Origin of the sequence: Nocardioides panzhihuensis (assembly GCF_013408335.1) — a bacterium.
Classification (GTDB): Bacteria; Actinomycetota; Actinomycetes; order Propionibacteriales; family Nocardioidaceae; genus Nocardioides; species Nocardioides panzhihuensis.
Genome location: NZ_JACBZR010000001.1, coordinates 5,397,871 through 5,423,549, shown reverse-complemented (window position 1 = coordinate 5,423,549; position 25,679 = coordinate 5,397,871). Strand labels below are relative to the sequence as shown.

Sequence of the window (25,679 nt, the reverse complement as noted above, 5' to 3'; positions counted from 1 at the left end):
ACGAAGGAGTGTCATGCCCGAGAAGCCCACCATCTACGAAGCTGAGCACGAGGACTTCCGCGCCACAGCCAAGGCCTTCTTCGAGAAGGAGGTCGTGCCCTTCCACGACGAGTGGGAGAAGGCCGGCATCGTCCCGCGCGAGCTGTGGAAGAAGGCCGGCGACACCGGGCTGCTCTGCTTCGACGTCGAGGAGGAGTTCGGCGGCCCCGGCATCAAGGACTTCCGGTTCAACGCCGTCCTCCACGAGGAGATGGCGAAGATCGGCGCCAGCGGACCGGGCTTCTTCGTCCACACCGACATCATCGTCCCCTACATCTCGCACCTGGGCACAGCCGAGCAGAAGGCCCGCTGGCTGCCCGGCTGTGTCTCCGGCGACATCATCACCGCCATCGCGATGACCGAACCGGGAGCGGGGTCGGACCTCCAGGGCGTACGCACCACCGCCGTCGACAAGGGCGACCACTACCTCCTCAACGGCTCGAAGACGTTCATCTCCAACGGGATCAACGCCGACCTCGTCATCGTGGTCGCCAAGACCAACCCCGACGCCGGCGCCCACGGCATCTCGCTGCTCGTGGTCGAGCGCGGCATGGAGGGCTTCGAGCGCGGCCGCAACCTCGACAAGGTCGGCATGAAGGCGCAGGACACCTCCGAGCTCTCCTTCAACGACGTGGTCGTGCCGAAGGAGAACCTCCTCGGCGAGGAGGGCTCCGGCTTCGTCTCGCTGATGACCCTGCTGCCGCAGGAGCGGATCTCGGTCGCCTCGATCGCGGTCGCCGCGGTCGAGCAGGTCCTCGAGCTCTCCCTCGACTACGCCCGCACCCGCGAGGCGTTCGGCCGCCCGATCGGCCGCTTCCAGAACACCGCGTTCACGCTCGCCGAGATGGCCACCGAGGCCTACCTCGCCCGCCTGTTCCTCAACGACGCCATCACCCAGCTCAACGCCGGCACCGCCGACACCGTCCTGGCGAGCATGGCGAAGTGGTGGACCACCGAGCTGCAGAAGAAGTTCGTCGACCAGGGCGTCCAGATCCACGGCGGCTACGGCTACATGATGGAATACCCGATCGCCAAGGCGTTCATCGACAGCCGCATCCAGACCATCTACGGCGGCACCACCGAGGTCCAGAAGCTGATCATCAGCCGCCACCTCGGGCTGTAGACCTCGCTGGTCAACCCCGCTGACCTACCCCGCTGGTCGAGCCCGCGAGCGGTGTCGAGACCAACACAGTCCTCTCCGCGCTCGATGGGAACCGTGTTGGTCTCGACACGCTCGGCCGCAGGCGGCCTCACGGCTCGACCGACGGGGACGGCTAGGACAGCTCCTGGCTGCGTACGAAGGCGGCGCGGGTGGCCTCGAGGAAGGCCGCCCGCAGGCCGTTCTGCTCCAGTGCACCCAGGGCGGCCGCGGTCGTTCCGCCGGGCGAGGTGACCTGCTCGCGGAGGATCGCCGGGTGGGTGCCGCCCTTGAGCAGCTCCGCGGATCCGGCCAGCGTCTGGATGACGAGGGTGGTCGCGTCGTCCCGGGTCAGGCCGAGGTGGACGCCGGCCTCGATCCAGGCCTCGGCGACCATGAACACGTACGCCGGACCGGACCCGCTGATCGCGGTGACGGCGTCGATCTGCGACTCGGGGACGGTGACCACCTTGCCGACCGCACCCATCAGGTCGGCCGCGGCAGCGACAGCCTCCGGCGTCGCCTTTGCGCCGCCGGCGACGGCGGACATGCCCTCTCCGACCAGCGCCGGAGTGTTGGGCATGACCCGCACGACCGAGACACCGTCCGGCACGGCCGGCTCCATCGCCGAGGTCGGGACGCCGGCGGCCAGCGAGACCACCGTGGTCCCCTGCCGCAAGGACGACGCGATCGACTCCAGCACCGGCACGACGCCGTAGGGCTTCACGCCGAGCACCACCACGTCGGCCTCGCCCGCGGCCTTGGCGGCGGGCAGCGTACGGACGCCGTGCTTCTCGCGGAGCGCGGCCGCCTGCTCCTCGCGAGCCTCCACGACGATGACGCTCTCGGGGGCGTGACCGGCCTCGAGGAGCCCGGAGAGGACAGCCCCGCCCATGTTGCCTGCACCGATGATCGCGATGGTCATGCTCGCCAGTCTGTCAGAGCAGACGACCTGCACGATTACGGCCCCGAGCGACCCAAGCAACTGCTAGGTTTCCATACCCAGACCCGTAAGACGCCGCTGGTCACCGGGAGGCCGCATGCGCATCCGTCGTACGTCCCTGCTCGCTGTGATCGCCCTCGCGGTGACGGTCGCGATGGTGGGGCCGCCAGCGTCCGGCGATGACGTGGAGCGTCGGCTCCCCTCCCCGGAGTCCGAGATCAACGTGACCGGGGAGCCGTTCACCGGCACCGCTCCGGACGGCACGGTGCAAGGGCTGATCGACGCCCACAGCCACATGTTCATGCAGGACGGGATCGGTGGCGCGGCGGTCTGCGGGAAGGCCTTCTCCGAGGCCGGGATCGCGGACGCACTGAAGGACTGCCCGTCTCACGGGATCGCCGGTGAGACCGCGCTGCTGGAGAACCTGACCCGTTCGGGGAGCCCGCTCGGATTCCACGACACCACCGGCTGGCCTTCTTTCAAGGACTGGCCGGCGTACGACTCGCTGACCCACCAGCAGATGTACTACCGCTGGGTCGAGCGTGCCTGGCGCGCGGGACAGCGGATCCTGGTGGTGCAGCTGACCAGCAACAAGGCGCTGTGCGCGATCAACCCCGGCACCCACCAGTCGTGCGACGAGATGACCGCGGTGCGAAGGCAGGCCCGGGATGCGTACGACACCCAGGCGTTCATCGACGCTCAGTACGGCGGCGAGGGGCGCGGGTGGTACCGGATCGTCACCGATGCCGGCCAGGCACGCGAGGTGATCGAGGACGGCAAGCTCGCCGTGGTGCTCGGCGTGGAGACCTCCGAGCCGTTCGGCTGCTCCCAGAAGCTGCGGCTGCCCTCGTGCACGCGCGCCAACATCGACAAGGGGCTCGACGAGCTGAAGTCGCTCGGAGTCTCGTCGATGTTCCTGTGCCACAAGTTCGACAACGCGCTCTGCGGGGTCCGATACGACGAGGGCACCACCGGGCTGCTGATCAACGCCGGACAGTTCCTCACCACGGGCACGTTCTGGACGCCGAAGGCCTGCAGCCCCGATCAGCCGCACGACAACAACCCGCGCCTGATCGCACGGCCCGCCGGGCTGGAATGGCTGCCGCAGCCACCGATCTATCCCGAGGGGACGGTCTGCAACCCCCACGGCCTCTCCGCGCTGGGCGAGTACGCCCTGCGGGGCCTGATCAAGCGCGGCATGATGGTCGAGGTCGACCACATGAGCGCCAAGGCCGCCGGTCGGGCCTTCGACATCCTCGAGGAGGCCGACTACCCCGGCGTGCTCGCCAGCCACTCCTGGATGGACGAGCGCTACCTCGACCGCCTCTACGCACTCGGCGGGTTCTCGACGATCTACGGCCACAGCACCGACCAGTTCCTGGCGGAGTACGTCCGCACCGCGCCGGTCCGTGACCGCTACGGCGCCGGCATCGGGTTCGGCTTCGACATGAACGGCTTCGGTGGCACGCCGGGCCCGGCGAAGACTCGCGTCACCTACCCGTTCCGCAGCTTCGACGGCGGCTCCGCCGTCGACCGGCAGGTCACCGGCAAACGGATCTGGGACTACAACACCGACGGCGTCGCCCACTACGGGATGATCCCCGACTACCTCGAGGACCTCCGCCTCACCGGCGGTCAGGACGTCATCGACGACATCGTCCGCGGCTCGGAGACCTACCTGCGTACGTGGGCAGGGGCTCAGGCCGCCGCCGACTGAGTCGGCTCGTCCTGACGCAGATCAGCGCCGAGCCGGCTCGTCATGACGAGCCGACTCGGCGCGGGTCCTCAGCCAGTCGCCGCCGAACAGAGCCCAGACGATGAGCACGGGCTGGAAGAACAGCCGGATCAGCCGCTTGCCGTCGGTGTCGAGACCGAACGCGTCGACGCCTTCGACATATTGCGCGATGTTGCCGGGGAAGATCACCACGAAGAAGGCGGCGAGCAGGGCTCCGATGAGCCGTCGCCTGCTCGGCAGCAGGATGAAGGCCAGCCCGAGCCCGATCTCGACGACGCCAGAGCCGAGCACCGTCAGGTCCTCGTCGATCGGGAACCAGTCGGGCACCTGCGCCCGGAACTCCTGTCGCTGGGCGGTCAGGTGTGCCACCCCGGCGCCCATCATCACGACGCCCAGCAGGATCCGTGCGGTCGTTCGCGCGATGGCGGTCATGGCACCACTGTAGGAGAACGTGCCGTGGGCACGGCAGGCTCGACACCGCTGGTCGAGCCGCCGGAGCCCCCCGCTGGTCGAGCCGCCGGAGCCGCTAGGCGGAGGCGTGTCGAGACCAACACAGCCCTATCGAGCGCGAAGGGGACTGTGTTGGTCTCGACACCGCTCGCTGGCGCTCGCGGGCTCGACCAGCGGCTAGAAGAGGCTCTCCACCAGCGGCGTCGGCGAGCCGAAGCGGTGCGCGGTGACCGAGACGGCCTGCTCGTGCAGGAAGGTGAGCAGCTCGACGCGGCCGGCCTCGACGACGGGCTGGGCGTAGAGGGCGATGTCGACCCGGCCCTGGCTCGCTTCGGCGAAGGCCTCGCGCGACCCACCCAGGAGACGTACGCGGCCGGGCGCATCGGTCCCGGTCAGCGTGGCGCTCCACGCGGCCGCGTCCTTGACGACGTAGGTCGCACCGGTCGCCCGCACCAGCGAGGCGGTGTCATCGTCCAGGGCAGCGGCGACGGAAACCGTCACCGGCGCCTCGGCCGCGACACCGGCGGCGAGGACCCGCAGCAGGTGGGCGATCGGCCCACCCTCGTACCGGATGGTGACCGGCACCGACGAGTAGCGCAGCACGTTGACCTCCGCGGTCAGTCGCGACACGTCCCGGGCGCCACCGAACTCGCGCTCCCAGGCGACCGCGTCCGACCCGGCGCCACGCTTGAGCATCTCGATCTCGTCGATCTGCAGCCTCCCGGCCCAGTCGACGAGCGACCGGACGGCGGCGGACGGCGTCGCGAGCTCGGTGGCCGGAGCCGGCACCCAGTCGCTGAGTCCGACCAGGTAGTTCGGGCCACCGGCCTTCGTACCGGCGCCGACGGCCGACTTCTTCCAGCCACCGAACGGCTGGCGACGCACGATCGCGCCGGTGATGCCGCGGTTGACGTAGACGTTGCCCGCCTCCACCGACGAGAGCCAGTGCGTGATCTCCGCCCGGTCGAGGCTGTGGATACCGGCGGTCAGGCCGTAGTCGACCTGGTTCTGGATCTCGAGCGCCTCGTCGAGCGAGTCGGCCGAGATCAGACCGAGGACGGGACCGAAGTACTCGGTCAGGTGGAACTCCGAGCCACGCTTCACGCCGGTCTTCACACCCGGCGACCAGAGGCGGCCGGTGTCATCGAGCTGGCGCGGCTTCACGAGCCACGACTCGCCCGGCGCGAGCGTCGTCAGCGCCTTGAGCAACTTGCCGGAGGCGGGCTCGATGACCGGGCCCACCTGCACCGTCGGGTCGGTCGGATAACCCACGCGAAGCGAGGTCACCGCGTCGACGAGCTGATCGCGGAAGCGACGCGAGGTCGCGACCGAGCCGACCAGGATGCCCAGCGACGCCGCCGAGCACTTCTGGCCGGCGTGACCGAAGGCGGAGTAGACGAGGTCCTTGACCGCGAGGTCGAGGTCGGCGTCCGGGGTGACCACCAGAGAGTTCTTGCCGGAGGTCTCGGCGAGCAGCGGCAGATCCGGGCGGAACGAGCGGAAGAGCTCGGCGGTGTCGAACGCGCCGGTCAGCACCAGTCGGTCGACCAGCGGCGAGGCGATCAGCGCGCGACCGACCTCGTTCTCCGGCACGTGGACCAGCCGCAGGACCTCCTTCGGCACCCCGGCTGCCCAGAGCGTCTCGACCAGCACCGAGCCGCAGCGCTGCGCCTGCGGGGCCGGCTTGATCACCACGGCCGAACCGGCCGCGAGCGCCGCCGCGACACCACCGGTCGGGATGGCGAGCGGGAAGTTCCACGGCGGGGTGACCAGCGTGAGCCGGACCGGCACCTGACGGGCGCCGTCCACCGTGTCGAGCTCCTCGGCCAGGCTCGCGTAGTAGTTGAGGAAGTCGATCGCCTCGGAGACCTCGGGGTCGCCCTGGTCGAGCGTCTTGCCACACTCCGACGCACCGACCTCGAGCCACTCGGCGCGACGCCGCTCGACCTCGACGGCAGCGGCCCGCAGCACGGCGGCGCGCTCGGCACCGGTCTTGCGGGCCCAGTCGGCCTGGGCGCCGACGGCGCCCTCGAGCACCGACTCGACAGCCTCCACCGAGGTCACCGTGTGGTCGGCGACGAGCTGGTCACCGAGCGTCGAGGAGCCCACCCGGGCGATGATCGCCTTGCCCCACTCGCGGTTGCCCGGCAGGTGCGGGTCGGTGTCCGGGGCGTTCTCGAACGGCCCGGCCATCGGCGCGGCATCCACGGGCTCGCGCCGGTCCTGGATCCGGTTGGGGGCCGGCACGGACTCGTCGACAGCGTCCAGGGAGCGTACGAACCGCTCCTTCTCACGCGCGTAGAGGGCCTCGGAGGAGTTGAGGTCGAAGACGGCCGACATGAAGTTCTCGGTGCTCGCGCCCTCCTCGAGGCGACGCACGAGATACGCGATCGCGACGTCGAAGTCCTTCGGGTGCACGACCGGCACGTAGAGCAGCAGTCCGCCCACCGTCTCCTGGACCGCCTCGGCCTGGCCCTCGGCCATCCCCAGCAGCATCTCGAACTCGACCGAGTCACGAACACCGCGCTGACCAGCCAGGATCCACGCGTACGCCACGTCGAACAGGTTGTGCCCGGCGACGCCCACGCGCACGTTGGCCATCCGCTCGGGCGTCAGCGCCCAGGACAGCACCCGCTTGTAGTTGGTGTCGGAGTCCTGCTTGGTCGTCCAGGTGGCGACCGGCCAGCCGTGCAGCGACGCCTCGACGTGCTCCATCGGCAGGTTGGCGCCCTTGACCAGTCGCACCTTGATCGCCGCGCCCCCACGCGCACGGCGAGCAGCCGACCACTCCTGCAGCCTGATCATCGCGGCCATCGCGTCGGGCAGGTACGCCTGCAGGACGATCCCCGCCTCCAGGTCGGCCAGCTCGGGACGGTCGAGGAGCCGCGTGAAGACGTCGATGGTCATGTCGAGGTCGCGGTACTCCTCCATGTCCAGGTTGATGAACTTCTTCGTCCCGGCGGCCGAGGACTTCGCCGCGTAGGTGTAGAGCGGGAGCAGCCGCTCGATGACGTGCTCGACCGCCTCGTCGTAGGCCCAGACCGCGTGCGGCGCGACCGGCGAGGAGACCTTCACCGAGACGTAGTCGACGTCGTCGCGTGCCAGCAGCTTGCGGATCCCGGCCAGACGCCGGTCGGCCTCCTTCTGCCCCAGGACGGCCTCACCGAGGAGGTTGATGTTCAGCGAGACGCCGCGCTCGCGGATTCGCTCGATCTGCTTGCCGAGCCGTGCGTCGGAGGCGTCGATCAGCAGGTGACCCACCATCTGCCGCAGCGCACGGCGCGCCACCGGGATGACGAACCAGGGCGCGACCAGCGACATCAGCGCGCCGAGCTTCACGCCCAGCTTCAGGTGCCAGGGCAGGAACGAAGGTACGTTGCCGGCCAGCTCACGAAGGCTGGCCGCCGCCACGCGTACGTCCTCGGGGCGGATCACCCGGTCGACGAAGCCGACAGTGAAGTCGAGCCCCGCGGGGTCCTTGAGGACGTCGGCGAGGCGCTGCGCGGCAGCGGCGGTCGGCTTGGTCGAAGCCTTCGTCAGCCAGCCGCGGACGAGGTCGTCGACCTCGGCGATGAGCGCGTCATTGGTGGTCATAGTAGCGAGTATGCGACCAGACTCACGTAAGATAAAGCGATGTTTCCTGGGGATTATTCGTAAGCAGAACTAAAGGTTTTCCATGCTCGACGTCCGCCGTCTCCGACTGCTCGCCGAGCTCGCCGCGCGCGGGACCCTCGCCGAGGTCGCCGAGGCTCTCCATCAGAGCCCGTCCTCGGTCTCCCAGCAGCTCGGCCAGCTCGAGCGCGAGGTCGGGGTGCCGCTGCTCCGCAAGGCCGGGCGGCGGGTCCAGCTCACCGCCGCGGCCGAGGTGCTCGTCGAGCACACGACCGAGATCCTGGCCCGGCTCGAGGCGGCCGAGGCCGCGGTCACCTCGCTCGGTGACGACACCGCCGGGACGGTGCGGGTCGCCGTCTTCCAGTCCGTGGCCCTCGCCTACATGCCTCAGGCCCTCGCCGACCTGACCAGACGTCATCCGCGGCTGCGGGTCATGCTGTCCCAGCGCGCGCCCGAGCAGGCCCTCCACGACCTCGCCCTGCGCGAGCTCGATCTGGTGGTCGCCGAGCACTATCCCGACCACGGCGCACCCCACTTCGACGGTCTCGACCGGCAGCCCCTCACCACCGACCGGCTCAGGCTCGCCGTCCCGCCGGCCGGCTCCGGAGAGATCTGGGACGGCATCGCCTCTCTCACCGACGCCAGCCGGGTCCCGTGGGCGATGGAGCCGCCGGGCACCGCCTCCCGGCACTGGATCGAGGAGCAGTGTCGCCGGGCCGGCTTCGAGCCGGAGGTCCGCTACGAGACCGACGACGTCGAGGCCCACGTCGCGCTGGTGGAGTCCGGCAACGCCGTCGCCCTGCTCTCCGACCTGATGCGGGTGCGCCACCGGACGGCGGTGCGGCTCATCGAGCTGCCGGGGTCGCCGCGGCGTACGGTCTTCACCGCCACTCGCACCGCCATCGCCGACTCGCCGGGGATCATCGCCTGCCGTTCCGCGCTGGCTCGCGTGGTGCCACCGGACCTGACGCTGCCCGACTGACCTCCGTCGCCGACGGGGGTCAGGCGAAGATCTCCTCGAGGGGCTGGTCGTGGTCGATCGAGAGTCCGTACGCCACCGTGCGGGTGTCGATCATGGCCAGCACCGCCTCGGTGACGACGGCGGTCAGGTGCTCGGCGTCGGGGATGCCTTCACCGAGGTGCACCCAGCGGCGTACGGCTCCGAAGACCATCCCGATCAGGCCGTAGATGAGCGGGTCGACGGCCTTCTTGTCGACCTCGGAGACCTCCACGCCGGCCAGCTCGAACGCAGCCAGGATCAGCTCCTTGATCCGCTCCGCGATCCGGTCGAGGCCCTGCTGCAGCGGGCCGGTGCCGTTCGGCGCGGTGTCGACATCGGCCACCTGGTGCAGGAGCGGGTGCTCGAGCGCCCAGTTGACGTACGCCCCGACGGTGCGCGAGATGATCTGGCGGATCGATCCGGTCAGCTCCATCGCCGGGAAGAGCTTGGCCCACAGTCCGTCGAGGATGTCGGCCTGGATGGCGAGGTCGAGCTCGCGCCGGTCGGCGAAGTGACGGTAGACCACGGAGCGGGAGAGCCCGGCTGCCTGACCGATCGCCTGCAGACTCACGTTGACACCGTCGGTCTCGATCAGACCGATCGCGGCATCGACGATGCGCTTTCGTCGGTCATCGTTGTGACGCTTCCAGCGAACTGCCCTGCCATCCATGGTGGGGCCATCGTAGTCCCACGTAGTTCACGCCGGGCCCGGAACGCCTGTCACGGCAACCACGGGCCCGGCGCGAGCAGAGGTCAGGCAGGTGTGTCAGGCGAGCATCAGGCGAACCGGATCACGCCGTCCGCGACCGGCGAGCCGAGCGCCTTCATGTCGACGAGGTAGTTCTGCTTCGCGGCCCACGGCGCCCGGTCTCCCGCCTTCGGCATCAGGTCCAGCGAGCGCTGGATGTAGCCGGAGGCGAGGTCCATGAACGGCCGCTCCTCGACGCTCGGGTCCCGGGAGACGGAGGCGACGTCGTAGCCGTTCTCACCCATGAAGTCGAGCAGTCGGATCACGTAGTCGGTGACCAGATCGGCCTTCAAGGTCCACGAGGCGTTGGTGTAGCCGATCGTGTAGGCGAAGTTGGGGATCCCGGTGATCATCAGGCCCTTGTAGGCCATCTGGTCGGGGAGGTTGATCGGCTCGCCGTCGACGGTGTAGTCGAGCCCGCCGAAGAGTCGCAGGTTGAGCCCGGTCGCGGAGATGACGATGTCGGCCTCGAGCGTCTCACCCGACTCGACCTCGATGCCCTTCGGCACGAACGTCTTGATCCGGTCGGTGACCACCGCGGCGTACCCCTCCCGGATCGCCTTCATCATGTCGCCGTCGGGGACGAAGCAGATGCGCTGGTCCCAGGGGTCGTAGGGCGGGTTGAAGTGCTTGTCGACGTACGCGATCGCCTCGGTCTTGCTCATGCCGGGCCGGCCGCCGCGGGCGGTGAGCCCGTTGATCCACTGGTCGCGGATGACCTTCTTGACGACCCCGGGGGCCCGGCGGGCCAGCTGGTAGGTGCCGACGGTGAGGGCGATGTTCTCCCAGCGAACGGTCTCGTGGCCGATCTTCTCGCGCACGCGCTTGAAGGGGAGCTTGCCGAGCAGCTTGAACGGCGCCGTCTTCAGCAGCGAGGCGATCGCGTCCTGACCCGGGCGGGAGAGGATGTACGTCGGCGTGCGCTGCAGCATCGTCACCTTCTCGGCCCGGTCGCTGCCCTCCCCCGCCAGGTTGGGCAGGAGGGTCACGGCGGTCGCGCCGGAGCCGATGATGACGACCTTCTTGCCCGCGTAGTCGAGCTCCTCGGGCCAGTGCTGCGGGTGCACGAAGGTGCCCTCGTAGTCGTCGAGACCGGCGAACTCCGGCTGGTAGCCGTTGGCGTAGTCGTAGTAGCCCGAGCAGTTCCACAGGAAGCCGGCGGTGATCTCGGCCGGGCCGTCGGCGGTCTCGACCGAGACCGTCCACTGCTTGTCCTCGGTGCTCCAGGCGGCACCGGTGACCTTGTGGCCGTAGTGGATCAGCTTGTCGACGCCGTAGTCCTTCGCCGTCTGGCGCAGGTAGTCACGGATCTGGTGACCGTCGGCGAGGGCCTGCGCGCTCTCCCACGGCCGCCACTTGAAGGCGAAGGTGAACATGTCGGAGTCGGATCGGATGCCCGGGTAGCGGAAGAGGTCCCAGGTGCCGCCACTGGCCTCGCGCTGCTCCAGGATGGCGAGCGTCCTGCCGGGGAGGCGCTCACGGAGCTGCGCAGCCGCTCCGATGCCGGAGACGCCGGCACCGATGATCAGTACGTCGACATGCATGTGGGCCAGGTTACCCGGGAGTACGTGTTTGCGACACCCTGTCTCGCAAACTTTTGCAAGCAAATGTGTCGTTCCACTGTCGATCCACATCTCGACAACACTGAAGGCGCGCCGCCTTGTAGGCCGGTGTCTCGGACCACTACGCTCCGGTCGGCAGCTGCGGGGGCGGCAAGCGTCCACAGCGATTCCTGGGTCATTCACCCATCGCTTTCGATGGCTGAGGCTGCGCACGGACCGCAACGAGCGGTCATCGGTCTTCGAAAGGTTTACAAGTGTTCAGTTTCGTACGCACCGGCGCAGTCGTCGCAGGTGTCGCCCTTGCCGGGCTCGCAGCAGCCCCGGCCTTCGCCACCGGTGACCACGGCAAGTCCGGTGACCCGAAGGGCAACAACGGCACAGTCAAGATCGAGAACATCGAGCTCGAGGACGACAACACCCCGGAGAACAACCCTCACCAGGAGTGCACGTTCAACGTCGAGTGGTTCGGCTACGACGCGGGCGACGACATCATCTCGAAGGTCACCTTCGAGCTGCACGCTCCCACCAACACGGAGAACCACGTCCTTTCCGTCTTCGACGGCGACATGACCCCCGTGGTCGGTGACGACAAGGTCCAGCTCGAGAACGACGAGGCCTCCGGTGCCGGCAACGACAAGGACGGCAGCGAGACCTACACCCTGCGCTCGACCGGCGAGCCGAACGCGAACCAGGGTTACCACGTGAAGATCACCGTCGACACCCCGCGCAGCAAGGGCAACACCACCAAGTCCAAGGTCTTCTGGTTCCAGAACTGCGCAGTCGGGGAGGAGCCCTCGGAGGAGCCCACCCCGTCCGAGGAGCCCACCCCGTCGGAGGAGCCGACTCCTTCCGAGGAGCCGACCCCCGGCGAGGAGCCCTCTGAGGAGCCGTCCGAGTCCGCCCCGGGCAGCAGCGAGACCGAGCCCGCCTCCGACGAGTCGTCGGCCGCCCCGGTCGCCGGCGACGGGGACTCCGAGGTCCCGACCAACATCGACGCCGGCCTCGCCGGCGAGAGCGACTCCGCAATGCCCGCGATGTGGCCGCTGCTGGCCATGCTCGCCGGCGCTGCCGCTGCCGGCCTCGCGCTGGTCGTGGTCCTGCGTCGCCGCGCCGCCGCTCTGGTCCGCAACGACTGAGCTCACCCGCGTCACATAGAACGGCGCGGCGTACGACCTTCGGGTCGTACGCCGCGCCGTTTCTCATTTCGTCGTTCCTGATCCTCAGTCCTGGAACGCGGCGCCCTTCTCGATCAGTGCGTCGACGTCGGTGACGCCCCAGGCGGCGAGGGCCTCGCGGGTGTGCTGGCCGGCGCTGGCGGCCGGCCCAGCAGCCAGGGTGGAGGTGGTGCGGCTGAACCGCGGGGCGGGAGCCGGCTGGGTGACACCGTGGTGGGTGACGTACGTCTGTCGGGCCTGCAGATGCGGGTGCGAAGCGGCTTCGGAGGGGGTGAGGACGGGGGCGACGCAGGCATCGGTTCCCTCGAACATCTCGGCCCACTCGGCCATCGTCTTCGACGCGAAGGTCTTGGTGAAGAGGTCGCGCATCTCGTCGTAGCGCTCCATCTCGTACTGCCCCGGACAGACTCCGTCGAGTCCGAGCCGGGTCACCATCTCGGCGAAGAACTTGCCCTCGAGCGCACCGACCGCGACCTGGCGGCCGTCGGAGGTGTCGTAGAGGGCGTAGAACGGCATCGCCCCGTCGAGCAGGTTGCTCTGCCGCTGCTCGTGCCAGGAACCGGAGGCGAGCATGCCGGAGATCATCGTGGCGAGGTGAGCGGTGCCATCCACGATCGCGGCATCCACGACCTGGCCCTGGCCGGTGGTCTTGGCCTCGACGAGCGCGGCGAGGATGCCCATGACCAGGTAGGTGGATCCGCCGCCGAAGTCACCGAGCAGGTTGAGCGGGAAGTGCGGACGAGCCCGGTCCTGACCGAGCCCGTTGAGCACACCGGTGGTGGCGATGTAGGTGAGGTCGTGACCGGCCGACTGGGCCAGGGGCCCGTCCTGACCCCAGCCGGTCATCCGGCCGTAGACCAGCCGCGGGTTGCGCTCCAGACAGGTCTCGGGCCCCAGCCCCAGCCGGTCGGTGACCCCGGGGCGCAGCCCTTCGATGAGCACGTCGGCCGTCTCCACCAGGTGCAGGACGGTCTCGACGGCGTCCGGGTTCTTGAGGTCCAGCGCGATGCTCGGACGGCCCCGGGTGAGCAGGTCGCCGGCACCGCCTCCGAGCAGGTTGCCGCCCGGGCGATCGACCCGGATCACGTCCGCGCCCATGTCCGCGAGGAGCGTGCAGGCGTGCGGCCCCGGCCCGATCCCGGCCAGCTCGACGACCTTGACCCCGCGGAGGGGACCGGTGCCCTGGCCCAATGTCACTGTGGATTTCTCCGTCGACTCAGTCATGCCGGCCATACTCGCAGGATCGAGTCGCACAGAGTCGAGAACCCTCCGCCTGGCATCACGGATCCCGGACCCGAGTCCGATACGCTCCGAGACACACTCGCCGGTGCACAGGAGCAGAGAAGTGTCTCGGGAATTCCCCCCATCCCCCCAGTCCCGACCGACCAGCTCGGTCAGCCCGCTGACCGCGAACGACCCTCGCGAGATGGGCCCGTACGCGCTCACCGGCCGTCTCGGACACGGTGGCATGGGCGTCGTCTATCTGGGCGAGGACGCGGCGGGCATGCAGGCGGCGGTGAAGGCGATCCTTCCCGAGCTGACCTCCGACCCGGGGTTCCGCGCGCGGTTCGAGCGGGAGATCGAGGCCGCCAAGAAGGTGGAGAGCCGGTTCACCGCGCGGGTTCTCGATGCCGACCCCGGTGCCGAGCAGCCCTGGATGGCGAGCGAGTACGTCGCCGACCCGCCGCTCAGCAAGCTGGTCGGGTCCGGCCAGCGACTGCCTGAGATCGACGTACGCCAGCTGGTCGCCGGGGTTGCCGAGGCTCTCGCCGCGGTGCACGCCACCGGCCTGGTCCACCGTGACATCAAGCCGGGAAACATCCTCTACGGCGCCACCGACCCGTGCGTGATCGACATGGGCATCGCCCGCTCGGTCGACGGCACCGCGCTGACCCAGACCGGCAAGGCGGTCGGCACCTACGGCTACCAGGCGCCCGAGCAGGTCCAGACCGGCACCTTCTCCAGCGCAGTCGACATCTGGGCGCTGGGTCTGGTCGCGTTCGTCGCTGCCACCGGGCGCTGGCCGTTCAGCGGCGAGATCGGCTCGATGGGACACCTCCTCACAGGTGAGTCCCCCAACCTGAACCTCTGCCCGAACTACCTGCGCCCCTTGGTCGCGGCCTGCCTGGCCGAGGCGCCGACCTCCCGCCCCTCCGCGGCTGACATCCTCGCCACCAACGGCGACTGGACTCTACTGCCCGCCCCGGTCACCTCGACGGTGGAGACCTTCGTCGGCACGCCGTCCCGGGGATTCCCCGCGGCTGCCGGGGTCGTTCGCGCACCGTGGTCCCCGGGCGACACCGCCGATCTTCCCACTCGGGCGCCCACGTTCGCTGAGCCTGCCCAGCCGTCGAAGCGACGCTGGAAGGTCGCCGTCCTGGCCGCTGCGGCAGCGGTCCTGGTCTCGGCAGGCGTGGCCGTCGCTGCCAACACCGATCTGCTGCCCGGCCGGGAGGACGCGCCGAAGGTCGGTGAGGTGACCCCTTCGGCGGAGCCGACCGCCGGCCAGAGCAGCGCGCCGACAACGCCTGTCGGCGGCTCCGTGGACACCGGGACGAGGCCCGAGGTCGACGAGACGCCTGAGGACGAGGGTGCCGGGAGCGATGGCGAGATCGCCCCCAGCAACAGCGTGCCCAGCGACGACGCGGCTCCGTCCGAGGCGCCGGAGCCGAGCGCTCCCGCCCCCACCGAGCCGACCAGCGAGCCGGTCAGCCCGACACCGACCGCCGAGCCGACCGAGACCGCGACGCCTGAGCCGACCGAGGACCCTGCCTCGGACCCGACGACGCCCGCGACGTCCTGAGGCGGAGAGCGCCGGGCGTACGTCGTGCCCTGGGACTACCTGGTGCTCAGAACCGGTTGGGATTCGTGCAGAGGTACCCGTTCGGGTAGACGAGGATCACGCCCCTCGCAGAGTGGTGAGCCCACCGCATCGCCTTCCGGGTCTTGACGCCGTAGACACCGTCCACATCGCTGCCCGTGAAGCCGAGCTGGTACCGCTGAAAGGCCTTCATCGCGCTCACCATGCCCGAGCGGTACAGCCCGTCGTCACCTCCGCTGTCCCGGATACGTTCGGCAGCTGTCGAGCTCGAATAGCACGTCAGAATGTTTCTCTGGAGGGCCTTGACTGCGCTCTTCTGGCCGTCGGTCGTGCCATGCCCGTTGCCCATCCAGCAGTCCCAGCTGCCGCCGTTGAGCGGGATCCTTCCGTGGTCGTGGGGGTACGCCGAAAGGCCAAGAGTTCTCGTCGACACCGTGTTGCAGCTGCCTGTGGAGGCGGCTTGCGAAGGGGTGGCGGCCAGGCCGATCGGCAGCGCCGCAAGGAGAAGCCCGACTGTGGCCACGTAAGCACGGAGCCTGGGTCTGCTGATGCGCATCATCGATTCCTTAAGGTCTAGGTTCGTATTCGCCGAGACCGTAGAGGGCAGGCAGCTCTCCGCAAACCCGTACCTTTCCCGCACTCCGCTGATCTCGGCCGCTCAGGAGACCTGGATCACACCGAGCCAGAGGTTGGATCGATCAAGGTGGCCGGGGCTCTGGGAATCCCGATAATCGAGCCTGGCTGAGTGTGCCGCGCGCCCGAAACAGGCCGAGCCTTCCCGAGCAACCGAAAGTTGAGCTGTGAGCAACACCGACGAGACCTTCAACGACTGGCAGCACCGCGAGGAGCTCGCGGAGACGATGATCCCGATCATCGGCAAGCTCTACCGCGAGAAGGATGTCACCATCCTGGTCCACAGCCGGTCGCTGGTGAGCAAGTCCGACATCTCGATCCTCAAGGCGCACCGCTTCGCGCGCCAGATCGAGGGCGAGGAGCTCTCCGTCATCGAGACGTTCCCGCTCCTCCAGGCCGTCGCCAAGCTCGACCTGGGGCCGTCGAAGATCGATCTCGGCCTGCTCGCCGTTCAGTACGCCGAGGACGAGCGCGGCCTCTCCCCCGACGAGTTCGTCGCCGAGAAGCTGGCGGGCGCCACGGGTGGGAACAAGCTCGAGCGCAACGGCGGCCAGGACGTCGTGCTCTACGGCTTCGGCCGCATCGGCCGCCTCGTGGCCCGCCTGCTCGTCGAGAAGGCCGGTTCGCGTCACGGCCTGCGCCTGAAGGCCGTCGTGGTCCGCAAGGGCGGCGAGGACGACCTCATCAAGCGCGCCTCGCTGCTGCGCCGCGACTCGATCCACGGTCAGTTCGCCGGGACGATCACCGTGGACGAGAAGAACGGCGTGATCATCGCCAACGGCAACCCGATCCAGTTCATCTACTCCAACGACCCCACGACGGTCGACTACACGGCGTACGGCATCAAGGACGCCATCCTCATCGACAACACCGGCAGGTGGCGTGACCGCGAGGGCCTCTCCCAGCACCTGCGTCCGGGCGTCAAGAAGGTGCTGCTGACCGCGCCGGGCAAGGGCGACGTCCCCAACATCGTCCACGGCGTCAACCACCAGACCCTCAGTGACGACGAGTCCGTGATCTCGTGCGCATCCTGCACGACCAACGCCATCGTCCCGCCGCTGAAGCTGATGGAGGACCGCTTCGGCATCGTGCGCGGTCACGTCGAGACGGTGCACTCGTTCACCAACGACCAGAACCTGCTCGACAACTACCACAAGGCCGACCGCCGTGGTCGCTCCGCACCGCTCAACCTGGTCCTGACCGAGACCGGCGCCGCCTCCGCTGTCGCCAAGGCGCTCCCGGACCTGAAGGCGAAGATCACCGGCAACTCGATCCGCGTCCCCACCCCGGACGTCTCGATCGCGATCCTGTCGCTCTCGCTCAAGAGCGAGACCTCCAAGGAAGAGGTCGTCGACTACCTTCGCGAGGCGTCGCTCACCGGTGACCTCCGTCGCCAGGTGGACTTCACCACCGCCCGCGACGCGGTCTCCTCCGACTTCATCGGCTCCCGCGCCGCCTCGATCGTCGACGGCAACGCGACCATCGTCGACGGCGACTCCGCGATCCTCTACGTCTGGTACGACAACGAGTTCGGCTACTCCTGCCAGGTCGTCCGCACCGTGCAGTCGATCTCGGGTGTCGAGTACCCGACGTTCCCGGTGCTTGGCGCCTGATTCCGCTTAGGTGGTCTCGACAGGCTCGACGATCTCGACAGGCTCGACAGGCTCGACCACCGACTGGTCCCGTCTCGTCCGATCTCCGGACGGGGCGGGGCAGCTCGGTTCCAGGCCCCGAGGATGGCGTCGTAGGCAGGGACGCTCCCACCGTGCGACCGAAATCAAGACCCTGTGGAAAAGCCTGTGGAAAGCGCGTACGGACACCCATCGGCAGAGGGCAGAACCGCTTCTTCTACTAGACCCTCAGGAGCGGACACGCGCGAGGAAAGCGCGGGTGCGCTCCTCGACGGGGTCCCCGAAGAGCCGCTCCGGCGGACCCTGCTCCAGCACCCGCCCGCCGTCGAGGAAGCAGACCTTGGTGGCGATCTCACGGGCGAAGGACATCTCGTGGGTGGCGAGCACGAGGGTCGTCCCGGCCTCGGCCTCGGCCCGGACGATCTCCAGCACCTCGCCGACCAGCTCCGGGTCCAGCGCGGCGGTGATCTCGTCGAGGAGCAGCAACCGCGGCCGCGTGCACATCGCCCGCACCAGCGCGACCCGTTGCTGCTGACCGCCGGAGAGCGCGTCGGGATGAGCGTCCGCCTTGTCGCCGAGACCGAAACGGGTCAGCAGCGACCGCGCGCGATCGGCCGCCTCGTCCGGCGGCACACCGTGCACCCGCACCTGCGCCAGCGTGCAGTTGTCGAGCACCGACAGATGCGGGAAGAGGTTGTAGGCCTGGAAGACCATCCCGACCTCGCGACGGACCGAGCGCGGGTCCACGAGCGGGTCGGAGATCTCCCGGCCGTCGAAGGTGATGATCCCGTCGTCGATCGTCTCGAGCAGGTTCAGGCAGCGCAGCAGGGTCGACTTGCCCGAGCCCGACGCACCGATCAGGCAGACCACGTCGTGCTCCGCGACGGACAGGTCCAGATCGTCGAGCACGACCCGGCCCCGGTAGGCCTTCCGTAGTCCCTTGGCCTCCAGCAGCGGCGACGCCACCAGCCCGGTCGTCGACTCGGTCGTCAGCTCGGTCATCGGCCCTGCTCCTTCTCGATCTGTCGCCGCATCAGCCAGTCGGTGAGCCGGGTGAGCGGCACCGCGACGATGAGGAAGTACGCGGCCGCGACCAGCAGCGGCGTGCCGTTGAAGTTGTAGCCCTGGTAGTCCTGGGCCGTCCGCAGCGCCTCGAAGACACCGACCGCCGAGATCAGGGCGGTGTCCTTCTGCAGCGAGACGAGGTCGTTCATGAGCGGCGGTACGACGCGGCGTACGGCCGGCGGGAGAACGACGAAGCGCATCGTCTGGGTGTGGGTCAGCGCCAGCGCCTCGGCCGAGGCGACCTGGGTGGGATGGATGGACAGGATGCCGGCACGGAAGACCTCGGCGACGTAGGCCCCGTAGCAGAGCACCAACGCGAACGTGGTCAGCCAGAACAACGAGTTGGTCACCCCGGACAGACCCAGCGCCGGGATACCGATGCCGCAGATGACCACGACCAGGATCGACGGCACTCCACGGAACAGGTCGGTGTAGCCGGTGGCCAGGAACCGCAGCGGTGCCAGCCACGGAGAGGTCGTCTGACGCGTGATGGCGACGAGGGCTCCGAGGATGAGTACGCACGGCTCGGCGATCAGGAAGATCCGGATGTTGATCCAGAACCCCTCGGCGATCGCCGCGAACGAGTCGCGCGCGTGCGACCAGCTCAGGAAGTAGTCCCGAACCCGGTCCCACCCAGGCGAGGAGACGACCAGCAGGCCCACCCCGACCGTCACCACCACGGTCACCACCGTCGCGACGGCGATCTGCTGCAGCTTCAGCCGGCGGCGTACGGCCTGTCTCTCGAGCTCCCGCTCGCTCGGAGCCCACGCACCCACCGAACGACTCGACCCCATCACTTCAAGACAGGGACGGAGACGACGTCAGAGAGCCACTCCTTCTCGAGGGCCGCGAGGGTCCCGTCCTTCTCGAGCGCGGTCAGCGCCTCGTCGAGGCACGGAGCCAGGCCGCTGTCCTTCTCGGTCAGCAGGCCGAACTCCTCCGGCTTCTCGCTGCTCTCGAACTGCCCGGTGATCGTGCTGCCCTCGATCTCGGCCCCGGTGATGTAGAACGCGGTCGGCAGATCGAAGACGAGCGCGTCGACCTGGCCGTTGAGCAGCGCCTGCTTGGCCTGGTCGCTGGTGTCGAAGACCAGCGGATCCGTGCTCGGCTGCACGTCCTCGCGGATCGCGGTGAGCGAGGTGGTCGCCGTCTGCGCACCGAGCTTGAGGCCCTTGAGGTCAGCCAGCGACGCCGCCTTGGCCGCGTCGTCTTCCATCGTCACGACCGCCTGCGAGGCCGTGTAGTAGCCCTGCGAGAGGTCGACGACGTTCGCCCGCTCGGGCGTGATGGAGATCTGGTTGATATCGAAGTCGAACTTCTTCGCGCCCGGCGTGTAGGAGGTGTTGAACGCCTGCTTGATCCAGACGACGTCGTCCTTCGCGAACCCGAGCTGGTCGGCGACCGCGTAGGCGACCGCCGACTCGAATCCCTTGCCGTTGCTGGGGTCGTTCTCGGAGAACCAGGGTTCGTACGCAGGAGAGTCGGTGCCGATCGTCAGCTTGCCGCCCTGCTTCAGCGGCAGATCGGCGGCCTTGCAGGAGGCGGGGGCGCCGCCCTCGGCGCTGGTGTTGCTCTCGCTCCCGCAGCCGGACAACGTGACAGCGAGGGCGAACGGAACGACGAGAAGGGCGGGGAGGCGAGTACGCATGTGCCGAAGCGTAAATGGGACGGCCGCTGGCCGCTTCTTATTACTCATGAGTAGCATACGTCCATGGCGTACGAATCCCTGCTCTCCCCGCTGACGATCGGGTCGCTCACCCTGCGCAACAGGGTGGTGATGGGGTCGATGCACACCGGGCTCGAGGACCACGCGTGGGACATTCCCAAGCTGGCAGCCTACTTCGCCGAGCGCGCACGCGGCGGCACCGGGCTGATCATCACCGGCGGCTACGCCCCCAACAAGCGTGGCTGGCTGAAGCCCTTCGCGAGCGAGATGAGCTCCCGGCTGCACGCCGCCCAGCACCGTCGGGTCACCGCGGCGGTGCACGAGGAGGGTGGCGCGATCGCGATGCAGGTGCTGCACGCGGGCCGCTACGCCTACACGCCGTTCTCGGTGAGCGCCTCGGCCGTCCAGGCGCCGATCAACCCGTTCAAGCCCGCGGCGCTCTCGGACAAGGCCGTGGACGCGACCGTGACCGACTTCGCCAAGAGCGTGGCACTGGCGAAGCGGGCGGGCTATGACGCGGTCGAGATCATGGGGTCCGAGGGCTACCTGATCAACCAGTTCCTCGCGGAGCGGACCAACCAGCGCGAGGACCGCTGGGGCGGCACCACGACCAACCGGATGCGGTTCCCGGTGGAGATCGTGCGCCGGTCGCGCGAGCTGGTCGGCGACGACTTCCCGATCATCTTCCGGCTCTCCATCCTCGACCTGGTCGAGGACGGGCAGACCTGGGAGGAGACGGTCGAGCTCGCCTACGCGCTCCAGGACGCCGGGGTGTCCGTCTTCAACACGGGCATCGGCTGGCACGAGGCTCGCGTGCCCACCATCATCACCCAGGTCCCGCGCGGCGCTTGGCTCGACATGACCGCGCGCCTCAAGGCCGAGGTCAGCGTGCCGGTCTGCGCCTCCAACCGGATCAACACCCCCGAGCTCGCCGAGTCGGCGATCGCCGAGGGCAAGGCCGACCTGGTCTCGATGGCCCGCCCGCTGCTGGCCGACCCGGAGTTCGCCAAGAAGACCGCCGAGGGCCGCACCGACGAGATCAACACCTGCATCGCCTGCAACCAGGCCTGCCTGGACCACGCCTTCTCCAACAAGGCCGCCTCCTGCCTGGTCAACCCGCGCGCCGCGCGCGAGACGACGCTGGTGCTCCGCCCGACCAAGCTCAAGCAGACCGTGGCCGTCGTCGGTGCCGGACCGGCCGGCCTCGCCGCCGCCACCTCGGCCGCCGAACGTGGTTTCTCGGTGACCCTGTTCGAGAAGGCCTCGCAGCTCGGAGGCCAGTTCCGGCTCGCCATGGAGGTGCCGGGCAAGGAGGACTTCAAGGACACCCTGCGCTACTTCACCCGGCGCCTGGAGGTGCTCGGGGTCGAGGTACGTCTCGACACCGAGGCCACCACCGCTGACCTGGAGCCCTTCGACCACGTCATCGTCTCCACCGGCGTCACGCCGCGGGTCCCGCAGATCGCCGGCTCCGAGGACGCCCGGGTCGTGACGTACGCCGACGTGCTCGCCGGCCGGGTCGTCCCGGGTGACCGCGTCGCGGTCATCGGCGCCGGCGGCATCGGCGTCGACGTCTCCGTCTGGCTGACCCACCGGCCCGAGAGCCTCGACGAGTGGAAGGCCCGCTGGGGCGTCGGCGACCCGGCGACCTTCCGCGGCGGTCTGACCCGGCCGGTCCTGGAGGCTCCCGCCCGCCAGGTGACGCTGCTGCAGCGCAAGGCCACCCCGATCGGGATCGGCCTCGGCAAGACCTCGGGCTGGGCCCACCGCGCTCACCTGAAGCAGGACGGCATCAAGCAGGTCCGGGGTGCGACCTACGACAAGATCGAGGCCGGCGACGACTCCGTCATCCTCCACTACGCCGTCGACGGAGAGCCGCACACGCTCGAGGTCGACCACGTGGTCCTCTGCGCCGGTCAGGAGTCGGTACGCAACCTCTGGACCGAGCGGGAGCACTGGCACCTGATCGGCGGCGCCGACGTCGCTGCCGAGCTCGACGCCAAGCGCGCCATCCAGCAGGGCACCGAGGTCGCCGCCGGGCTCTAACGCTGGTCGAGCTTGTCGAGACCTCTCTGGACTTTTCAGCCGTTACCCTTCACCCATGAGTGACTGCCTGTTCTGCAACATCGTCGCGGGCAACATCCCCTCGACGAAGGTCTACGAGGACGACGAGACGTACGCCTTCATGGACATCGCCCCGGCTGCCGAGGGTCACACGGTGGTGGTGCCGAAGACGCACACGAAGGACGTCCTGGAGTCCGACCCCGCGGTCTACGCCGCGACCGCGAAGGCCGCCCAGGCGGTCGCGAAGCGGGCCGTCGACGTGCTGCAGGCGGACGGGGTCAACGTACTCAACAACTGCGGGTCGACCGCATGGCAGACGGTGTTCCACCTGCACTTCCACGTCATCCCGCGCTACATCGACAAGTCCAAGGACTCGCTCACGCTGCCCTGGGTGCCGCATCCGGGCGACCTGGACGCGATCAAGGCGATCGGCCAGAAGCTCGCGTTCTAGGCCAGACGTGCTCTAGCCCGTAGGGGCGCCCTCGGCGTGAGCGGCGACCAGGTCGGCGTACCATCCGAAGGACCGCTTCGGCGTGCGCACCCCGGCGGCATCGACGTGCACCAGGCCGTACTTGCCACCCACGCCGTCCTCCCAGTCCTTGCCGGTGAACGGCGCCTCCCAGCCGTCTCGGTCGAGCAGGGTGTAGGCGTAGAAGCCACGCACGTCTACACCGCGCTCGATCGCGGCCGAGACCGCTTCCAGGTGTGCCTCGAGGTAGTCGATCCGGGCCTGGTCGTCGACCTCGCCGTCGACCAGCGGAGCATCGTACGCAGCACCGCACTCGGTCACCACGATCGGCGGCATCGCCGCGCGATAACGCGAGCGGGTGATGATCAGCCACTCGCGCAGGGCGGTCGGCACCACACCCCAACCGGTGTCGGTGGCCGGGTGGCCGACGAGCGGCACCATCCGGAACGGGATCTCGTCGCCCTCGGCCGATGCGCCGATGCGCTGCGGGGCGAAGAAGTTGACCCCGTAGAAGTCCAGCGGGGAGCGGATCACGGCCATGTCCCCCGGCATCACCACCTCGTCGGCGAGGCCGGCGAGGTCGCGCGGGTAGCGGCCCATCAGCATCGCCTCGAGAGGCACGGCGTTCCAGGCCAGGTCGACGAGCTTGGCGGCACCGACGTCGGCAGGGTCCTCGGAGAGCGGCCAGATCGGCTCGTGGTGGTTGGCGCACCCGACCGACTCGACCCCGGCTGCGCGCAGCACCTGGACGCCACGGCCATGGGCGAGGAGCAGATGGTGCAGCGCCGCGACGACTCCCCAGCCCGCGCGGCGACCGGGTGCGATGGTGCCGAGCCCGTAGCCGAGATAGCCGGCCACGTTGGGATCCTGGACCGGCACCCACTCCGGGACCCGGTCGCCGATCAGGTCCGCGACCGTCCGGGCGTACTCACCGAAGGCGTCGACCGTGGCGCGGTTGAGCCAGCCACCGTCGGCGACCAGCGGCTCGGGGAGCTCCCCGGCGTAGAGAGTGGCCGACGGGCGCAGACCGGCCTCGAGCAGCTCGTCGACCAGTCGGTCGTAGCGAGCGCGGGCATCCGGATCGACGGCACCGCGACCACCCGGCTGGAACTCACGCCAGGAGACCGCGAAGCGGTATCCCGGCGCACCGAGACGTTGAAGCAGCGCAACATCCTGCTCGCCCCCCGGCCGGGTGGCGTCTGCAGTGCCGAACAGGAAGCCAGTCGGGAACTTGGGAAACGCCACGGCACAATCATGACTGTGACTTCCCAGATCCGCCGAGGAACCGCCCGATTCACAGAGCGTCCACCCGGCCTCAGACCAGGAAAAATAACCTGGCACACCTACTCGTTCGGCCCCCACTACGACCCCGACCGCATCGGCTTCGGCCCGATCGTGACGTACGACGAGCACCTGCTGCGCAACGGTGAGGGGTTCGACACCCATCACCATGCCGGTGTCTCGATCGTCACCTGGCCGTTGTCAGGCGAGGTGACCCACACCGACTCGACCGGGGCCACGGGCACCGTCTCCCCCGGCCAGGTCGGTGTCTTCACCACCGGTGACGGCGTCGACCACTCGGAGTTCGCCACGGCCTCCAGCACCCGGTTCATCCAGGTCTGGATCGCCGGCAGCACCGGCGCGCCGGCGTACGTCGTCCACGACGTCGCCCCGCGCGAGGGTGAGTGGGCCGAGGCCGTGTCACTGCCCGCAGGGACGCTGTACGTCGCTCGCATCGGCACCAACGGCCCGTCCGAGATCACTCTTCCCGAGGCCCGGCTACGCCACCTCCACATCGCCTCCGGTGCCCTCCTGCGCAGCGGCATGGCCGAGCCGCTCACCGCCGGCGACGCCTTCGAGGTGACCGCCGGCGACGACCTGCCGCCGGAGTTCACGATCAGCGCCGGCGTACCGACCGAGCTTCTGCTCTGGTGCTTCGAGTAGCGCGCGTCTGCGTGCGTTGACGCCTCCCATACCCAGTTTGTGGGATGAGGGCTGGGTTCATAACGTGCTTCTTAACTTCGGGGACAGGTTGTTCCGCAGGCCGGCTTCTGGAAGTGCCCGGCCCCTCGACATCGAACCGGGTTCAAAGGAGAGTCATGTTCAAGAAGCTCATGGGACAGGTCCCGACCATCGTCATCGCAGCGACCACGGCGGCGATCTTCGGCGGTGGCGGCGCGTACGCTGCCGCCCAGATCACCTCGGCCCAGATCGCCGACCAGACCATCCAGTCGCGCGACATCGGCGCCGCAGGCGTCGCCAGCTCCGAGATCCGCGACCAGTCCATCACGTCCGGTGACATCGCCGCGAACGGCGTCGGCACCTCGGAGATCCGCAACGGCACGATCACCGGCGCCGACATCAACGACGCCACCGAGAAGGGCCTGCGGGGTGCCAAGGGCGACAAGGGTGCGCCCGGTGCGCCCGGCGCAGACGGCGCAGACGGCGCAGACGGCGCAGACGGCGCAGACGGCGCAGACGGTGTCGTCCAGCCGATCTACTCGACCAGCGCGGCCATGCCCGTCACTGCGGTGGGCGGTTCGTTCGGCAAGGCCCCGGACGTGCGCGCCACCGAGCTCGCCACCGTCAACCTCGCTGCCGGCAAGTACGTGCTCACCGCCGAGGGCTTCTTCATCAACAACGCGGCCACCTCCGGCGACACCCGGATGCAACTTGCGGTGCGCGTCCAGGACGGGTCGAACAGTGGCTGGGGTCAGGACCTCGGCACCTGCTTCACCGGCGCGATCAGCACGCTGGCCAACCGGGAGTCGCACTGCTCGTCCACCCGTGTGGTCACACTGACCCAGGCTGCAGCCGTCAAGGTGTACGCCTTCGGCTACGCCGACGACCAGGGCAGCGCCGACAGCGGCAAGGTCAACGCCTCGTCCTACGTCACGGTCCTGCCGGTCCAGTGACCTGAGCCACCTT

Annotated in this window: 21 protein-coding genes; 10 read left to right on the top strand and 11 right to left on the bottom strand. The window is 69.0% G+C overall.

Annotated features, from left to right (window positions below):
- The first annotated feature begins 13 nt into the window (after window positions 1–13).
- The gene (locus BJ988_RS25690; protein WP_179660685.1) at window positions 14–1,162 is read left to right on the top strand and encodes an acyl-CoA dehydrogenase family protein; all 1,149 of its coding nucleotides are present in this window, start codon (window positions 14–16) and stop codon (window positions 1,160–1,162) included.
- Window positions 1,163–1,313: 151 nt separating this feature from the next.
- Here the strand turns inward: BJ988_RS25690 and proC are convergent, their stop codons facing one another.
- Window positions 1,314–2,102, bottom strand: coding sequence for a pyrroline-5-carboxylate reductase (gene proC, locus BJ988_RS25685; RefSeq protein ID WP_179660684.1), 789 nt, complete (start codon window positions 2,100–2,102; stop codon window positions 1,314–1,316).
- Between the two features lie 115 nt (window positions 2,103–2,217).
- Between proC and BJ988_RS25680 the strand changes: the two genes are divergently transcribed.
- Window positions 2,218–3,837 carry an amidohydrolase family protein gene (locus tag BJ988_RS25680; protein WP_179660683.1) on the top strand — a complete coding sequence of 540 codons (1,620 nt, stop codon included), beginning with the start codon at window positions 2,218–2,220 and terminating at the stop codon, window positions 3,835–3,837.
- Window positions 3,838–3,858: 21 nt separating this feature from the next.
- Here the strand turns inward: BJ988_RS25680 and BJ988_RS25675 are convergent, their stop codons facing one another.
- Together BJ988_RS25675 and BJ988_RS25670 are read right to left on the bottom strand one after the other, a co-directional pair.
- Entirely contained in the window at window positions 3,859–4,287 is a 429-nt protein-coding gene (locus BJ988_RS25675) for a DoxX family protein (protein ID WP_179660682.1), read from the bottom strand.
- A gap of 195 nt (window positions 4,288–4,482) precedes the next feature.
- A complete protein-coding gene (locus BJ988_RS25670; protein WP_179660681.1) occupies window positions 4,483–7,899 on the bottom strand; it encodes a bifunctional proline dehydrogenase/L-glutamate gamma-semialdehyde dehydrogenase in 3,417 nt (1,138 codons plus the stop codon).
- Between the two features lie 82 nt (window positions 7,900–7,981).
- Here BJ988_RS25670 and BJ988_RS25665 point away from each other — a divergent pair, with 82 nt between their 5' ends.
- Window positions 7,982–8,899 (top strand): LysR family transcriptional regulator, encoded by a 918-nt coding sequence (locus tag BJ988_RS25665; RefSeq protein WP_179660680.1) that lies wholly within the window; start codon window positions 7,982–7,984, stop codon window positions 8,897–8,899.
- 19 nt (window positions 8,900–8,918) lie between these two features.
- Here the strand turns inward: BJ988_RS25665 and BJ988_RS25660 are convergent, their stop codons facing one another.
- Window positions 8,919–9,587 carry a TetR/AcrR family transcriptional regulator gene (locus BJ988_RS25660; protein WP_179660679.1) on the bottom strand — a complete coding sequence of 223 codons (669 nt, stop codon included), beginning with the start codon at window positions 9,585–9,587 and terminating at the stop codon, window positions 8,919–8,921.
- 107 nt (window positions 9,588–9,694) lie between these two features.
- Window positions 9,695–11,209 carry a flavin-containing monooxygenase gene (locus BJ988_RS25655; protein WP_246321576.1) on the bottom strand — a complete coding sequence of 505 codons (1,515 nt, stop codon included), beginning with the start codon at window positions 11,207–11,209 and terminating at the stop codon, window positions 9,695–9,697.
- 272 nt (window positions 11,210–11,481) lie between these two features.
- On the opposite strand from BJ988_RS25655, the gene BJ988_RS25650 reads away from it, so the two are divergent.
- A complete protein-coding gene (locus BJ988_RS25650; RefSeq protein WP_179660678.1) occupies window positions 11,482–12,363 on the top strand; it encodes a hypothetical protein in 882 nt (293 codons plus the stop codon).
- Window positions 12,364–12,447: 84 nt separating this feature from the next.
- On the opposite strand, the gene BJ988_RS25645 is transcribed toward BJ988_RS25650, so the two are convergent.
- Entirely contained in the window at window positions 12,448–13,626 is a 1,179-nt protein-coding gene (locus tag BJ988_RS25645; protein ID WP_179660677.1) for a CaiB/BaiF CoA transferase family protein, read from the bottom strand.
- Window positions 13,627–13,828: 202 nt separating this feature from the next.
- Here BJ988_RS25645 and BJ988_RS25640 point away from each other — a divergent pair, with 202 nt between their 5' ends.
- A complete protein-coding gene (locus BJ988_RS25640) occupies window positions 13,829–15,205 on the top strand; it encodes a serine/threonine-protein kinase (RefSeq protein WP_179660676.1) in 1,377 nt (458 codons plus the stop codon).
- A gap of 46 nt (window positions 15,206–15,251) precedes the next feature.
- Here BJ988_RS25640 and BJ988_RS25635 read toward each other — a convergent pair whose 3' ends face one another.
- Complete coding sequence (locus BJ988_RS25635) at window positions 15,252–15,779, bottom strand: peptidoglycan-binding protein (RefSeq protein ID WP_179660675.1); 528 nt, start codon at window positions 15,777–15,779, stop codon at window positions 15,252–15,254.
- 244 nt (window positions 15,780–16,023) lie between these two features.
- Between BJ988_RS25635 and BJ988_RS25630 the strand changes: the two genes are divergently transcribed.
- The gene (locus BJ988_RS25630) at window positions 16,024–17,469 is read left to right on the top strand and encodes a glyceraldehyde-3-phosphate dehydrogenase (protein WP_179660674.1); all 1,446 of its coding nucleotides are present in this window, start codon (window positions 16,024–16,026) and stop codon (window positions 17,467–17,469) included.
- Window positions 17,470–17,715: 246 nt separating this feature from the next.
- On the opposite strand, the gene BJ988_RS25625 is transcribed toward BJ988_RS25630, so the two are convergent.
- Genes BJ988_RS25625 through BJ988_RS25615 form a run of 3 tightly spaced genes read right to left on the bottom strand, consistent with a single transcriptional unit; the run spans window position 17,716 to window position 20,200 of the window.
- Complete coding sequence (locus tag BJ988_RS25625) at window positions 17,716–18,489, bottom strand: amino acid ABC transporter ATP-binding protein (RefSeq protein ID WP_179660673.1); 774 nt, start codon at window positions 18,487–18,489, stop codon at window positions 17,716–17,718.
- Window positions 18,486–19,328, bottom strand: coding sequence for an amino acid ABC transporter permease (locus BJ988_RS25620; RefSeq protein WP_343051791.1), 843 nt, complete (start codon window positions 19,326–19,328; stop codon window positions 18,486–18,488). Before BJ988_RS25620 ends, BJ988_RS25625 begins: the two co-directional genes overlap by 4 nt.
- A 17-nt stretch (window positions 19,329–19,345) precedes the next feature.
- Window positions 19,346–20,200, bottom strand: a complete 855-nt coding sequence (locus BJ988_RS25615; protein ID WP_179660671.1) for an ABC transporter substrate-binding protein — start codon at window positions 20,198–20,200, stop codon at window positions 19,346–19,348.
- Window positions 20,201–20,263: 63 nt separating this feature from the next.
- Between BJ988_RS25615 and BJ988_RS25610 the strand changes: the two genes are divergently transcribed.
- Together BJ988_RS25610 and BJ988_RS25605 are read left to right on the top strand one after the other, a co-directional pair.
- On the top strand, window positions 20,264–22,264 hold the full coding sequence (locus tag BJ988_RS25610) for an NADPH-dependent 2,4-dienoyl-CoA reductase (protein ID WP_179660670.1): 2,001 nt from the start codon (window positions 20,264–20,266) through the stop codon (window positions 22,262–22,264).
- 55 nt (window positions 22,265–22,319) lie between these two features.
- The gene (locus tag BJ988_RS25605) at window positions 22,320–22,733 is read left to right on the top strand and encodes an HIT family protein (RefSeq protein ID WP_179660669.1); all 414 of its coding nucleotides are present in this window, start codon (window positions 22,320–22,322) and stop codon (window positions 22,731–22,733) included.
- 12 nt (window positions 22,734–22,745) lie between these two features.
- On the opposite strand, the gene BJ988_RS25600 is transcribed toward BJ988_RS25605, so the two are convergent.
- Window positions 22,746–23,996 (bottom strand): glycoside hydrolase family 1 protein, encoded by a 1,251-nt coding sequence (locus tag BJ988_RS25600; RefSeq protein ID WP_343051790.1) that lies wholly within the window; start codon window positions 23,994–23,996, stop codon window positions 22,746–22,748.
- 15 nt (window positions 23,997–24,011) lie between these two features.
- On the opposite strand from BJ988_RS25600, the gene BJ988_RS25595 reads away from it, so the two are divergent.
- Window positions 24,012–24,695, top strand: coding sequence for a pirin family protein (locus tag BJ988_RS25595; RefSeq protein ID WP_179660667.1), 684 nt, complete (start codon window positions 24,012–24,014; stop codon window positions 24,693–24,695).
- Window positions 24,696–24,850: 155 nt separating this feature from the next.
- Window positions 24,851–25,666: a hypothetical protein gene (locus BJ988_RS25590; RefSeq protein WP_179660666.1), complete on the top strand. Its 816-nt coding sequence runs from the start codon at window positions 24,851–24,853 to the stop codon at window positions 25,664–25,666.
- Window positions 25,667–25,679 lie beyond the last annotated feature (13 nt).